Below are 13,570 nucleotides of genomic sequence, written 5' to 3'. Positions count from 1 at the left end.
CTTGCTCCTACCAAAGGCTGCCCCACTCATAGCGCGTTCCACCATCTTTATTGGCGTACCTAACGTGCTCTGAACCAGGGCCGACATATCGGACACCAGCGACTTTTGCTTCAACGAGCTTTCCGCTGAGTTTGACGATAAATGTCCAGAACCGATTCTCCAGCTTTTTGAGCTCTTCAAAGATGAGTTCTGGCAAGTTGCCGTGCGGCTTCCCACTATCAATCAGCTTCTGCAAATCGTTGGACACCTTCCGCATCTCATCCATGACCCGCATCGTGTAGGACTCGTGGTCGCTCGGATGGCAGATGAGAGCATGGACCGGGACAGCCCAGTCCTCGGCGGGGAGATTGATGATGTTGTGCCCGTGGTTGATGTTGTACTCGGACAGCAGCAACAGCCGAATCTGCTTGTACGTGAAGGCCGGCTTGCCGTCCTTCATCATGTAATAGAAGGCCGAGCCCGGCAGCATGTGGTGAGCTTCCCAGGCGTACGGATACTGCTGGGTGTACGTAGGGTTGAAGTTCTCCTTCGGCCCCCCTGGAAACTCTGCCCGCTCCTTCACCATGTCCCGGACTTCGCGCAGGTGCGCATGGTCAAAGTTGCGGTACACCCCCCGGCCGTCCTGGGCCTTGAGGTAGGTGTAGCCTCGGCGGGCATAGTTATCGCCCTTGGCCAGCACCCCAGTCAGCGGCGCGTTGGGGTCCAGATGTCCGTCAGGAGCGGGCTCTGCCTTCTTCTTCGGCTTGCTCTTCTTCGCCTCCTCCTTGGCCGCGGACCGGGCGGCGTCCTTCCGATCCAGGCTGCGCTTGAAGATGCCATTGAGCCTGCGCGCCATTTCCGTATTGGGATTGTGCCGGGTGTCACCGGTTGTCATGGCAGAGCTCCTCTGGACGGATGCGCAGCAGTGGTTCCTATCAAGACGGCGCCTCGGCCGGAATCGTCCGCGCTGGCGAAGACAAGGCTCACGGAGGAAGGCGTATTGCCGCGTTGCAGTCCTCTGACCGCGACACAAGCGCTGACCGCGCCCATCGCGGCCCCCACGTCCCCGAAGCCGATGGAGGGATACCAGGCCTGAAGTCCCCCCAGCGAGGCGTCCAACTCCCGCAGGTGCAGCAACACCATCCCCCACTCCCGCGCCCTGCCCTCTTCTCCGTTGTGGTCGCTCACCAGGAGCGGCCGGGCACGAAGGGCCCCCGCGCCTGCGAGCACCGCCTCGGCACATGCCGCCAGCGCCCGTCCATCCGATGGTCTGTCAGAGCCCCTTGGGTGCGGCTCTTCTCCGAGCCGCACCGCATGCAACACCACCTGGGGCTCGCCCATCGAACGTTGCGCTGGCCTCTCGGTGGTCAGCAACAAGGCCGCGCCCGCTTCACCGGGCGTCAAGCCCACAGGCTGCTCCGGCGTCTTCAACCGTCGTCCATCCGCCAGCGCATGGAGCGTCGGCTCTTCGACCAGGCAGTCCACCCCCATCACCAGGCACGAGCGAAGCCCGCCGTTCCGCAGCGCTGCCTGGGCCGCATGCAGCGCCCTCGCGAAGGCCACGTGCCCTCCGCCAAAGAAGCATCTGGGCCCGGGCCATTCCAGGCCCATGTTCCGCAGGCTCGCCTCCAACACACGGCGACCCAGCGCCTCCACTCGCAGCGCCTCCGTGGCATCCGGCTCGCCCAGGTCCAGGCCTCGCTCCCACGGGTCCGGCAGCGCCAGATAGACGCCGGTCTCCGGCCCGAGGCCCCGCAGGTCCACGCGAGTGCCCACATCCTTGAGCACCTCGCACGCCAGCACCACCAGTCGGCCGACGCCCGAGAAACCGAACGTCGCCACCGGGAGCGCACAGATTGTCACGGGCCGAGGTGCCTCATCACCGGGGTGGGCGACGTCCACGTCGGGAGACGGCGAGGGGCGCAGCAGATTGGCCCGGAACGCAGCGCACGCGGGAATCACCGGCCCCAGGCATGAGGCCATCCCCAGGGCCTCGACGAACACCTTCATGCCCCACCCCACGCGCCCAAGCTCCCCTCCAGCGACTGGGCAAAACGCGCTGGCGGCAGGCGCCTCGCGGCGTCCTCTTCCGCGCGCTGGGTCCGTGTCCAAGCGCCCACGCCCAACCCCAGTGCGCCCCGGGTCCGCAGGGCCACAGCCCACCAGAGCGACCGGCGGCGATACATCGACCCTTCTCGTAACGCGTCGAGCAACGACACCGGTCCCAAAGGCAGTCCCCGCACGTAGCGCACCGTCGGCTTGAACCGGGGGGCGTGCTCGGCCCACCACGCCTCCACACGGGGCACATCCGGCAGCGGGAGGTCTGCTTCCGGCGCGAACTCCACGGCCGCCTCCTCGTCGCCCGACTCCACGCCCGGAGCCACCGCGGGGACCTCCATGCCTGTCACCAGCGAGAACGACTCCGCCGCCAGGGGCGCCCATGACGGCTCGCGCATCGCCTCCAGGCAGGCCCGAGCAGCCTCGACCGTCCCCACCAGGCCGACCACCCTCAAGGTCTCCGTCCCTCGGGCAGCGTCTCCCAGCCCCGCCAGCAGCAACTTCTGGGCGTCCGGCCCGCCCGCCACGGCCAGCGCTCGCAGGGCCATCTGGCGGTGCGGCCCGCCCTCCAAGACCTGACGGCGGCATTCCCACCACGCCAGTCGACTTCCCGCCAACAGCCCTGCCTCCAGAGCAGCGCCAGAAACCTCGGCGGAGGATGAGCGCAGTCCCAACTCCAGCGTGGATTCGGACAACCGGACCGGCCAGGAGCGCAGGCAGCGAAACGCGGCGGCCCGCACCTGGGCGGCCTCATGCGTGAGCGACGCCTCCAGCGCCGGCCCAGGGTCCACTCGCCACGCCCCCAAAATCTCCAGCAGTGTCGCGAGTCCTCCAGGCGGAGGCGATGCGTCGACCATGGGCCGCAGCCATGACTCCAGCCCCCGTCCGCCGGCACAGAGGAGCGCGGCCTGGATGCCCGCGCGCGGGCCCTCCTCCTCCGCCTGGAGCACCTCGAAGACACTCCGCACAGCCGCCTCCAGGGCTTCCTCCTGAAGCAGCAGCCCGAGCGCGGCGCACTCCACCCTCCCCGGCTCATCCGCTTCGGCCAGGGCGGGGACGAGCAGCCTCGTCGCGGCCTTGCGCCCAGCGAGCACGAGCGCATCCACATGGGCGAGGAGTCGCGCCTCCACCCCTGCTACGTCATCGAGGACATGGTCCGGCGCCACGAGGGCACGCTTCCACTGCCGCCACAGGAATCCCGCCTCGTCGAGGTGTGACGCCAGCATCTCCCAGGAGATGGGGAGCGCGAGGTGCCGGGGCAACGGGTTCATCACGTCATGCCCCCTGCCTAGTTGATCTGCGTCTTGCCGCCACGAAGGCGCAGCACCTGGCCCGCGTCGACGAGCACGTGCTCACCCCGAAGCAGAATCTGACCATTGCGCCGCAGGACCAGGCTGGACCTGCCGCAGCGAAGCTCGAGCTCCTCGGTGGCGCCGTCCAGAAGCCCCTCGATGGGGACTCGCTGGCCGTTGGCGACGATGGCGACCTCTCCATCCTGGCGCTCGACATCAGGCGCTTCGAGCATGGCATCCAGGAGGGGCGTCTCACTGCGCGGCTGGAGCAGACCGAGCACAATGGGGCACGTCGGTGTGCCCCGCTCGAAACAGAGCACCGCCTCCTGCCGCGCCTCTATCGCCCGAAGCAGCGTGGCCTCATCCACCGCGACCGCGAGCCGGGCCTCCAGCGGCCCATGGTGGTTGCCCTCGAAGTCCACCTGCACCGTGCCCATTCGCCCCCGTCCAACGAGCCGGCCGATGAGGTTTCCCAGGATGGGCTCCTCCTCCCCAGAAGGCGGGCGCCCGGCGTCCTGTTCGTGTGAGGCCATGGGAATCCGCCCCCTCGCGCTACATCTCTTTTTCGCAGACCAGGCAGTTGCACCTGCCCGAGCCCTGGCCGGCCGCCATCACCGGTGGCTGCATCAGCGGGAACGGAGGCGTGTTCTTGTCGTTGTGCAGCATCAAGTCGAGGGCCCTCGCCACGTTCTTCCCCTCGACCTGGACGTCGAAGGAGAAGTTGACGAACTCGGCCTTGCCCTTGGTTTTGCCAGAGACGACGCCACCCCCCGCCGTTCCGGCCTCATCCCCCGTGCTGGTGCTGAAGTTGGAGTCCTTCACGCACAAGGGGCTCCCCTCCACCGCCACCGTCTTGCTGCCCTGCGCGGTATCGGCGGAGCGCGCCACGTTCGGGTACGGCAGGGGGATGGGGCCCGCCGGGCTGGGCGTCTTGCAGACATCTGGAAACGCCACGGAGACGCCGTTGGAGTCCTTGGTCACCACGGACATCTTGTTGACGCCGACCGTATTGGCCATGACTCCCCCCTGTCCCAGAGCACAGCAAGGGGAATCATCTCGCAGTTCGCTCCGGGGACTCAACCCCGACGCCCTACTTCTTGCACGGCGACAACGTACGCTTCCCGTGCGCCAGCTCCTCCTCCGTGGGGCTGCCGTAGCGCACCGCCTTCGGCGCCACCTTGGGCTTCGCGGCGTCATGGACGTTGAGCACGCCCAAGGTGCGGCTGAGGACTGTGCGCAGTCCGGTGCTGTCGTAGAGCGCGCCGAAGAAGGCCCCGCCTGAGCGCATCGGAAGCGGCGCCAGCGCCCCGGCCGGCCGGAGCAGCAGCGCGGTGTGGTCCTCCGTGGCCCACTCGCAGGGGTCCTTCTTCCCATCGCGCTTCATCCACGACACCGCGATGTCGAACACGGCGCTGCCGTCATCCCACCGGCTGCTGAAAATCTCCCACTTGCGCTGGCACTCCGGGGCCTCGCAGGACGCGCGCTCGGGAATCACGTCCGACAGCTCCAGGGGCAGCCCCCGGCCCTCCTCGCTGGTGGAGTTGTCGTCGGCGCGGCGCAGCTTGCAGCCGGTGGGCGCGTCCTTCTGGCGCAGCGCCACCGGCGTGCCCGACAGCCGGCCCGGGGGCAGCACGTCGCAGTCCACCTTCAGCTCGGACATGAGGTACGTCTTGCGGTCCGCGTCCGTCCCCATCCGCACCGCCCACCACACCACGGGCACCGCGCGGCAGGCCGCCGAATCCGCCTTGCCGAACACCCACAAGGGCACGGACGGGTCCGGCGCGCCCAGCTTCCGGACGTCCACGTCCTCCGGCACCAGCTTCACGCCGGAGCGGTCGCGCTCGGTCTCCGTGAAGAAGCGGTCCTTCGACTCCGGGACGATGGCCTGGTGCGCCAGCCAGCCCGAGCCCGTCAGTCCCACCAGGTTGCGCGCCGTGAAGGGCACCACGTCCGGGCGCTTCGGACAGCCGCGCTCGGGCTCGGCGGCCGGAAAGGTGTCCACGTCATCGAACTGCGCGGACGCCACCAGGGGCATCAGCAGCGCCAGGCTCGACACCCACGCCTGCGCGGTCAACCGGACTGCCAAACGCATCGGGCTCCTCCACGAAGAAGCGGCCGCGGCCGACTGAGGCACGCGGGCGAATGAGGGAGCCTCCCGTCATACCGCAAGCCCGCGACACGCCAAGCCGAAGCCCTCAGCGCTTGCGTGACTTCTTCGGCGGCGGCAGCACCTCCACCGGAATCTCACGCTCCGCCTCCACCGCGGGCGTGGCTGCGTCCGGCGCACCGGCGTCGGTGGGCTCGGGCGGCTTCACTTCCTGAATCTGGTCGTCCAGCGGCACCCGGCCCACGGAGCGGTGGAACAACTCCCACAGCGCCTTGCGGTGCACCTCCGGCGAGCCCGCGCCCGACACCACCACGCCCGCGCCGCTGTAACGGGCCTCCAGCCCCAGCGGCTTGAGCCCCTCCCCCAGTGAAGTGAGCTGCTCCTGGAGGACGGGTAACTCGAAGGTCAGCTCCAGCTCCCGGGCCACGAAGGCGTCCGTCTTCAGCAGCTCCAGCAGCGCCAGCCTGCACGCGGAGTCCTTCACCGAAGCACTGAGGGAGCGCTCCGCGCCGCTCGTCGCATTCAGGTCCGGACAGGCCTTGCGGGCCGCGGCCAGCCGGGGCGCGGGGTCCTCCGGCGGCGGAGCGCCCACCGTGAGGCGCCACACGGCGAAGCGGCCCCCCGCGTACAGCAGGAGCAGCGTCCGGCCCGCCTTCTGACCGGTGAGCAACAGTTCATTGCTCCCGGGCAGCAGCTCCGCGTCCGCCACGGAGGCGTCCGCCACCTGGACCCAGTCCACGGTGTCGAGCTTGTGGAAGCGTTCCTTCCCGGGCTCCAGGGGGACGACCAGGTCCACCGGCCACGCGCGCGCGAGCGTCGGGACGAGAAGGGCCAGGAGTGCTCCAACGGCGTACATGCGAGCGGACATCAGGGCTCCAGCGCAGTGGTGTGGACCCTTAGCACGGGATAAGAACAGGGCTCTATGCCTACCTGGACCCTCTGGGTCGCCTGCCTGGCGCTGAGTTTCGTCAGGGCCCTTGTCGCCGCTTCGGAGTCCGCGCTCTACGGCGTGTCCGACCTGCGAGCACAGGAACTGGCGAACACGCAGCCGGGCCGGGCGACGCGCCGGGTCCTCCGCCACAAGACGGACCGCGAGCCCGTGGCCACGGCGCTGCGCCTGGGCATGGTGCTCAGCGGCTTCCAGGCCGCGGCCATTGGCGCCTTCGTCCCGCCGCGCATGCTGGACTTCAGCCGCTACGGCGAATCCGCGTGGCTGCCGGTGGCCACCGTCGCCGCGGGCGCGCTGCTGGTGGGCGTGCTGGCCACGCTCATGGAAGTCACCATGCGGGGGCTGGCCAACGGCAGCCCGGAGCGCTGGGCCCTGCGGCTGTCGGGCTTCACCTCGCTGCTGGTGACGGTGCTCTACCCGCCCATGCGCGTGGCCATGGTGGTGCTCAACCTGATGGCGCGCACCTTCGGCCGCACGCTGCGCTTCGAGCCGCCGCCCCCGCCGCTGGAGGAGTTGGAGAAGCTGCTGGCCGCCCAGGCCGCGAAGAACGAGGTCGACAAGAGCGCCCCGCAGCTCATCCGCTCCATCTTCGAGCTGTCCGACAAGCGCTGCCGCGACGTCATGGTGCCGCGCACGGAAGTGGTGACGGTGGACATCACCATCACCCCAGACGAGTTGCTGCGCCTGCTGGCGGAGGAGAACCACTCCCGCATCCCCGTGTACCGGGACGACGTGGACCACGTCATCGGCGTGCTGCACGCGCGCGACATCATCCCCCTGCTCCAGCACCCCGAGCTCATCGTCCTGCAGGACATCATCCGCCCGGCGCACTTCGTGCCGTGGATGAAGCCCATTGGCGACCTGCTCCGGGACATGCAGAAGCAGAAGATCCACATGGCCATCGTCGTCGACGAGTACGGCGGCTTCATGGGTGTGGTGACGCTGGAGGACATCCTCCGCGAAATCGTCGGCGACATCGGCGACGAGTTCGAGGTGGAGGAGAAGCAGGTGGAGAAGCTGGCTGACGGCAGCTTCCTGGTGGACGCCGCGCTGGAGGTGGACGCCTTCACGCAGACGTTCGGCTTCCCCCTGCCCGAAGGCGACTTCGACACGCTGGGCGGCTTCCTCTCCTCCATGGCGGGCCACCTGCCCGACGTGGGCGAGCGCTTCGCCTACAGCGGCTGGCAGTTCGTCGTGGCGTCCAAGGAAGGCCCCCGCATCGACCGCGTGCGGATGTCGCGCGTGAAGTCTGGCCTCACCAAGGACGGCAAGGTCACGGAGTCCCGCGACGGGCTGGCGCGCGAGCACGGCCGCGAGGAGCAGGCCTCCGCGAAGAGCTGAGGCCAGGAGCGACACCGGCCCCACTCCGGGGCCGGCGCCCGCGCGCTACTGGGACCAGTAGCACTCCAGCGTCTCTCGCGCGGACTTGCCAATCAGCTCGCAGTTCTCGAAGCGGGCGCGCTCGCTGCCTCCGAGCTGCTGCCCATAGCGGTCCGCGAAGCGCCGGAAGTAGGAATCCGGAAGCGCCTTGGAATCGAGCCGGAAGTCCGCCGCCGGGGCGCGCTCGAACTCCAGCCTGAAGCCGATGCCCCGCCCGGCGACGAGCCGACGGACGCTGGCCTCGTCGGTGATGGCCTGCTCCACCAGCTCGTTGAGCGGCTGCCCCAGCGACACGGCGCCGTCCTCTCCGGTGCGCCCGGTGCGCCGCGCGGCGCCCAGGGAGACGCTCCAATGCAACGGGCCCTTGAGCGCGAAGGTCCGCTCATCACAGCGTTGGGAGCGCTCCTGCTCGACCTCGCCGGTGACGACCTCCTCCTGGCTGACGTCCTCGTCGGTGAGCGCCGTCACCAACGGGTAGATGGAGGCAAGCGCCAGCACCACGCCGAGCGTCATGGTGATGTCGACGTCGTCATCGGACGAGCCGTCGGACATCGCCATCAAGACGCCGCCACCTCCGAGCATCGCGAGCCCGCCGAGCAACGAGCCCATGGGCGGGCTGGTCGTCGTGTCGATGCGCTTCTTGCTGAACTCGGTGGAAATCTCGGTGCAGGTGGTGCGCTTCACCGCGACGCGGCCCACGTAGGACGCATCCACGACGCTCTCCAGCGTGTCGCGGTGAGTCTCTCCCAGGGACGCCTCTCGCAGGCGCTCGCCGCGCACGTACTCGGACGTCGTGCTGCAACCCGTCTGAGAGAAGAGCAACGCCGCCAGCCCCGCTGCCCCGAACCTAGAAGAGCCGGTTGCGCGCATCTTCCATCGCCCCACAAAGCCGCGAGTAGTGTTCGAGCGCCCGCTCCAGCCGCAGGCTCTTGTCGACGTCCGTCTGCCGTCCGGGGACGAAGTCCCGCACCGACGTCACGGAGAGGTCGACATAGGGCAGGCTCTGGAACTTGCCGGTGGGCTCCGCGCAGTAGCGGTTCTCCGCGCTGCACTTGCGGAACATGGAGTACGTCCCGGTGTGCTTCTCCTTCACTCGAAGCCGGAGCGTCGCATCGTTTCCGCCGTTGAGCCGGATGACCTCGATGGGCAGCAGCAAGCCGCGCAGGTCGACGATCTCCGTCCGCTCACGGGGCTTGTCCAGCACCATGATGCGGCAGTCCTTCACCGTGACGTGCACCTCCGAGTCGTTCCACGCCTCGATGTGCTCGCGCAGCCATGCCTCCGTCTGCGCCTTCGTTGGGTCGACCTTGCGCGAGGGAGCCGGCGGCTCAGGAGGGGGCGACTTCTCCGCGGCCAGCACGCTGGTGGAACCCAGCAACGCCAAGGAGATGGGAAACATACATTGTCGGAAAAGCGACATGGCCAGCACGCTGGCACGTCACACTGGCCGCCGGCAACGCACAACTACAATGACACCGCATGGGTGGCGCCTACCCCACGCGTGAGCGGCGGCGGCCTCAGTCCCCGTCCAGCGGCGGCACCCAGGCCAGCGGCAGCACGCGCTCGGACCTGAAGGGCGCGCGCCGCTCGGTGCCGCCGAAGCGCAGCACCACCCCGCCCTCCACCTGCACCCGCCGGGGCACGGGCTCCGGCCCGCCCGTGGCGCGCGCGCTGGCCAGCGGGAAGAGCACGCGCAGCGGGGCGCTCCCATCCGCCGCCAGGGGCGCCGCCACCTGCTGCGTGCCCACCGCCACGCGGCGCCCGTCCACCCGCAGCGTGAAGTCCACCGCGGCCAGCGTGGCCGCGTCCGAAGCGGGGTTCGTCACCGCCAGGTCCAGGTCCAGGACGCCGGTGCCGTCCTGCCGGAAGTCCACCTGGAAGCCCACCACGCGCACAGCGTCTTCATAGGCCCGCGGCCGGAAGGGCACCGAGCCCAGACACCCGGACACGGCGAGCCCGCCTCCCAGCAGTCCCAGGATGACGGCGCGGCGCGAGCGCATCTCAGCCCCCCAGCAGCGGCTGGAGCGCCTCCACCGTCAGCGGCCAGCCCGCGCGCCGGGACAGGGACTCCAGCGCCTTGATGAACTCCGCCGCCGTCTGGAAGCGCCGCGCCCGGTCCGCGAACAGCGCCTTGCGCGCCACCTGCACCGCGTAGTCCGGCAGCTCCGGGGAGGACGTCAGCAGCGGCACGCGTGCGTCGCGCACCTTGTGCATCAGCTCCGCCTCGTGCTCCCCGGCGAAGAGGCGGCGGCCGGACCACAGCTCCCAGAGGATGATGCCCACCGCGTACAGGTCCGTGCGCGCGTCCACCGGCAGGCCCAGCACCTGCTCCGGGCTCATGTAGGGCAGCGTGCCGCGCAGCGCGCCGGAGTCGCCCCGCATCATCCCCTCCACCTCCGCCACGCCGAAGTCGGTGAGCTTCACGTCGCCGTTGATGCCCAGCAACAGGTTGGCCGGATTCACGTCGCGGTGGACGATGGTGGCGCCGTTCTCCCCCACCTTCGCCCGGTGGATGTAATCCAGCGCCTTGAGCAAGCACCAGGCGATGTAGCAGGCGGACTCGGGCGGCATGGCCGCGCCGGCCTTCACCAGCAGCTCCTGCATGTAGCCCAGCGTCCGGCCACTCACGAGCTCCTGCACCATCAGGTAGTCCGGCCCCGCCTTGAACAGGCGGTAGGTGCGGACGATGTTCGGATGGCGCAGGCGGACCGTCAGCTTCGCCTCGTCGACGAAGGCTTTGACGTAGGCGGTGTCGCTGCGAAACGACGGGTGCAGCCGTTTGATGACAATCTCGTCCGGTTCACCCGGTGAGCGCTGCGTGGTGACCCGGGCTCGCGCCTGGTACACCTCCGCCATGCCGCCCACCGCCAACCGGCCGACCACCTCGTAACCACCCAGGTCCGGAGCATCCGCCACGGCACAACATTACTGCGAATTTCCGTCCGCACCCACTATTCCGCCACCAGGTCGTGGAAGAGCGCCTCGTATCGGCGGCCGGACGCCCCCCAGGAGAAGTCCTTCTCCATGCCCCGGCGCCGGAACTCGTCCAGGCGCGGCGGGTCCGCATAGAGGGCCAGGGCGCGGCGGATGGCCGCCAGCAGGGCGGACTTGTGGAAGGCCTCGAAGAGGATGCCGTTTCCGTCCAGCCCCCCCTCCACCGTGTCCACCAACCCGCCGGTGGCCCGGACGATGGGCACCGTGCCGTAGCGCAGCGAATACATCTGGTTCAGGCCGCACGGCTCGTAGCGGCTGGGCATGAGGAAGAAGTCCGCCCCCGCCTCCACCAGGTGGGAGAGCCCCGGGTCGAAGCCGATGTGCACGCCCACCTGCTTCGGGTAACGGGCCTGCAACGCGAGCAGCCCCTCCTCCAGGGGGCCTTCGCCACTGCCCACGCCGACGACGCGGATGTCCGCGTGGAGCGCGGCCGGCAGGGCCTCCAGCAGCAAGTCCATGCCCTTCTGCCACGCCAGCCGGCTGACGAAGCCGAACACCGGCGCGGGGCCGTCCTCCAGTCCGAAGCGGGCCAGCAGCTCGCGCTTGCACACGGCCTTGCCGGACAGGTCCTTCAGTCCGTAGCGGGCCGGGAGGAAGGCGTCGTCCTCCGGGTTCCACTCGTGCGTGTCCACGCCGTTGAGGATGCCGTGGAGCCGGTGCGCGCGGTGCCGCAGCAGGCCGTCCAGCCCGTGGCCCTGCTCCGGCGTCTGGATTTCCCGCGCGTAGGTGGGGGACACGGTGGTGAGCGCGTCGGAGAAGACGAGCCCCGCCTTCATGAAGTTCACCGTGTCGTGGAACTCCAGCCCGTCATGGGCGGTGAACAAGTCCCAGGGCAGCGCCAGGTCCCCCATCACGTCCTTGGGGAACTGCCCCTGGTAGGCCAGGTTGTGGATGGTGAAGACGCTCTTCGCGTGCGCCAGCGGCCCCGTCTGGAAGCCGCGCCGCAGCGCCACCGGCACCAGCCCCGCCTGCCAGTCGTTGGCGTGGATGATGTCCGGGATGAAGCGCAGCCGCTGCGCCGCCTGGAGCGCGCCCACGCTGAGATAGGCGAAGCGCCGGTGGTTGTCGGCGAAGGCGCCCCCCGCGTCCCCGTAGAGGCCGTGGCGGTTGCCGAAGAGGAACTCGTTCTCCAGGAAGAGCACCTCCAGCCGCTCCGACACGCGGGCGGAGAGGATGGGGCCCGACAGCTCGCCGAAGGGGAAGCGCAGCAGCAGGGACTGGCCCGTGGGCTCCAGCCGCTCCGCGCCTCGCAGGTCGCGGTAGCGCGGGGTGATGACCTTGACGTCATGGCCCAGCGAGGCAAGCGCGGCGGGGAGGGCCCCGGCCACGTCCCCCAGGCCCCCCGTCTTGGAGAACGGGGCCACCTCCGAGGAGATGAAGAGGACATTCATGTGCGCACATTGACGTGTGTGCCGGATGAGTCAACCGCGAAGGTGCACACCTGTCCCGCCCCCCTTATGTTGCACCGCGTGACGATTCCTCCAGACCCCATCCAGCGCTTCGCGGAGCTCTTCGAGCGAGCGAAGCAGGCCATCGCGGTGGACCCCAACGCCATGGTGGTCGCCACCGTGGGAGATGACGGGCGCCCCAGCGCGCGCGTCGTCCTGCTCAAGGACTTCGATGCGCGCGGCTTCGTGTTCTACACGAACCACGAAAGCCGGAAGGGCCGCGAGGCCCGCGCGCATCCCTACGCGGCGCTCTGCTTCTACTGGCAGCCCTTGAATGAACAGGTGCGCGTGGAAGGCCGCGTGGAGCGCGTCACGGACGCGGAGGCGGACGCCTACTTCCAGAGCCGCGCCCGTGGCAGTCAGGTGGGCGCGTGGGCCAGCCTGCAGAGCCGGCCGCTGGCGACTCGCGAGGAGTTGGAGGCCCGCGTGGCGGCGGTGGAGCAGCAGTACGCCGGCCAGCCCGTGCCACGCCCGCCGCACTGGTCCGGCTTCCGCGTGGTGCCGGACCGTATCGAGTTCTGGCACGCCCAGGAGAGCCGGCTCCATGACAGGCACGTCTACCTGCGCGAGGACGGCGGCTGGCGCACGCAGATGCTCTACCCCTGAGCGCACGGCTACCAGGGCACTTCGGTCCCCTGGTAGTCGAAGAACCGGCCGCTGTGCTCCGGGCTCAGCCCGTCGATGACCCGCAGCATGCCGCGCACCGAATCTGGCGCCGGCAGCGTGGCGTCCGGGCCGCCCATGTCCGTCTGCACCCAACCGGGGTGGAGCAGCACGGTGACGAAGCCCTCCGGGCGCAGGTCCGTGGACATGGAGCGCACCGCCATGTTCAGCGCGGCCTTCGACATGCGGTACGCATAGGCGCCGCCGTCGGTGTTCGACGCCAGCGAGCCCATCCGCGAGGTGACGTGCGCCACTCGCCGCAAGGCGCCTTGCCGCAAGCCCGGCAGCATCGCGTTGGTGACACGCAGCGGCCCCAGGGCGTTGATGGTGAACGTGCGCGCCATGTCCGCGTAGTCCACGTCACCCAACGCGCACCACAAGCCGGAGACACCGGCGTTGTTGATGAGCACGTCCACGGGGCTGGTGCACACGTTGGTGGCGAACGCGCGCACGCTGGCGTCGTCTCCCACGTCCAGCTCATGGATGCGCAGGCGGTTGCCCGCCTTGTGTTTCAACGGCTCCAGCCGCCGTGCTCCCTCTGGCGACCGGACCCCGGCCTCGACGGTATCGCCCCGCAGCAGGAGCTGCTGGACGAATTCGAAACCAATCCCCCTGCTCGCTCCGGTGATGACGTAGCGCATGCATGGCATTAACGCGCTGAATGCCTTCCGCTGGCAAAACACGTGCGTTGACAACCTGG

Annotated in this window: 15 protein-coding genes; 2 read left to right on the top strand and 13 right to left on the bottom strand. The window is 69.3% G+C overall.

Going from position 1 to position 13,570, the window contains the following annotated elements; genetic code table 11:
* Positions 1-7 precede the first annotated feature (7 nt).
* The 7 genes from OZ403_RS06435 to OZ403_RS06405 all read right to left on the bottom strand — a co-directional run bounded on the left by OZ403_RS06435 (position 8) and on the right by OZ403_RS06405 (position 6,304).
* Entirely contained in the window at positions 8-874 is an 867-nt protein-coding gene (locus OZ403_RS06435) for an AHH domain-containing protein (protein ID WP_268783709.1), read from the bottom strand.
* Complete coding sequence (locus OZ403_RS06430; RefSeq protein ID WP_268783708.1) at positions 871-1,989, bottom strand: hypothetical protein; 1,119 nt, start codon at positions 1,987-1,989, stop codon at positions 871-873. The genes OZ403_RS06435 and OZ403_RS06430 overlap by 4 nt, the downstream gene beginning before the upstream one ends.
* On the bottom strand, positions 1,986-3,308 hold the full coding sequence (locus tag OZ403_RS06425; RefSeq protein WP_268783707.1) for a TIGR02270 family protein: 1,323 nt from the start codon (positions 3,306-3,308) through the stop codon (positions 1,986-1,988). The genes OZ403_RS06430 and OZ403_RS06425 overlap by 4 nt, the downstream gene beginning before the upstream one ends.
* A gap of 17 nt (positions 3,309-3,325) precedes the next feature.
* A complete protein-coding gene (locus OZ403_RS06420; protein WP_268783706.1) occupies positions 3,326-3,862 on the bottom strand; it encodes a DUF6484 domain-containing protein in 537 nt (178 codons plus the stop codon).
* Positions 3,863-3,881: 19 nt separating this feature from the next.
* Positions 3,882-4,346 (bottom strand): DUF4150 domain-containing protein, encoded by a 465-nt coding sequence (locus OZ403_RS06415; protein ID WP_268783705.1) that lies wholly within the window; start codon positions 4,344-4,346, stop codon positions 3,882-3,884.
* A 73-nt stretch (positions 4,347-4,419) separates the two neighbouring features.
* Positions 4,420-5,421, bottom strand: a complete 1,002-nt coding sequence (locus tag OZ403_RS06410; RefSeq protein WP_140853241.1) for a hypothetical protein — start codon at positions 5,419-5,421, stop codon at positions 4,420-4,422.
* A 103-nt stretch (positions 5,422-5,524) separates the two neighbouring features.
* Entirely contained in the window at positions 5,525-6,304 is a 780-nt protein-coding gene (locus tag OZ403_RS06405) for a pilus assembly protein N-terminal domain-containing protein (protein ID WP_140873526.1), read from the bottom strand.
* Positions 6,305-6,358: 54 nt separating this feature from the next.
* Between OZ403_RS06405 and OZ403_RS06400 the strand changes: the two genes are divergently transcribed.
* Positions 6,359-7,726 (top strand): hemolysin family protein, encoded by a 1,368-nt coding sequence (locus tag OZ403_RS06400; RefSeq protein ID WP_140788240.1) that lies wholly within the window; start codon positions 6,359-6,361, stop codon positions 7,724-7,726.
* Between the two features lie 45 nt (positions 7,727-7,771).
* Here the strand turns inward: OZ403_RS06400 and OZ403_RS06395 are convergent, their stop codons facing one another.
* The 5 genes from OZ403_RS06395 to glgA form a co-directional block, all read right to left on the bottom strand.
* On the bottom strand, positions 7,772-8,635 hold the full coding sequence (locus OZ403_RS06395) for a hypothetical protein (protein WP_268783704.1): 864 nt from the start codon (positions 8,633-8,635) through the stop codon (positions 7,772-7,774).
* Entirely contained in the window at positions 8,613-9,164 is a 552-nt protein-coding gene (locus tag OZ403_RS06390; protein WP_237078086.1) for a hypothetical protein, read from the bottom strand. The genes OZ403_RS06395 and OZ403_RS06390 overlap by 23 nt, the downstream gene beginning before the upstream one ends.
* Before the next feature lie 118 nt (positions 9,165-9,282).
* The gene (locus OZ403_RS06385) at positions 9,283-9,765 is read right to left on the bottom strand and encodes an LEA type 2 family protein (protein ID WP_011551415.1); all 483 of its coding nucleotides are present in this window, start codon (positions 9,763-9,765) and stop codon (positions 9,283-9,285) included.
* Between the two features lies 1 nt (position 9,766).
* Entirely contained in the window at positions 9,767-10,681 is a 915-nt protein-coding gene (locus OZ403_RS06380) for a serine/threonine protein kinase (RefSeq protein ID WP_140788233.1), read from the bottom strand.
* A gap of 35 nt (positions 10,682-10,716) precedes the next feature.
* Positions 10,717-12,150: a glycogen synthase GlgA gene (gene glgA, locus OZ403_RS06375; RefSeq protein ID WP_268783703.1), complete on the bottom strand. Its 1,434-nt coding sequence runs from the start codon at positions 12,148-12,150 to the stop codon at positions 10,717-10,719.
* Between glgA and pdxH the strand changes: the two genes are divergently transcribed.
* A complete protein-coding gene (gene pdxH / locus OZ403_RS06370) occupies positions 12,151-12,813 on the top strand; it encodes a pyridoxamine 5'-phosphate oxidase (RefSeq protein ID WP_140788229.1) in 663 nt (220 codons plus the stop codon).
* 8 nt (positions 12,814-12,821) lie between these two features.
* On the opposite strand, the gene OZ403_RS06365 is transcribed toward pdxH, so the two are convergent.
* A complete protein-coding gene (locus tag OZ403_RS06365) occupies positions 12,822-13,511 on the bottom strand; it encodes an SDR family oxidoreductase (protein WP_140788227.1) in 690 nt (229 codons plus the stop codon).
* Between the last annotated feature and the right edge of the window lie 59 nt (positions 13,512-13,570).

It is taken from the genome of Myxococcus sp. NMCA1, assembly GCF_026810205.1.
GTDB lineage: Bacteria > Myxococcota > Myxococcia > Myxococcales > Myxococcaceae > Myxococcus > Myxococcus xanthus_A.
This window is presented reverse-complemented; position numbering and strand designations above follow the sequence as displayed.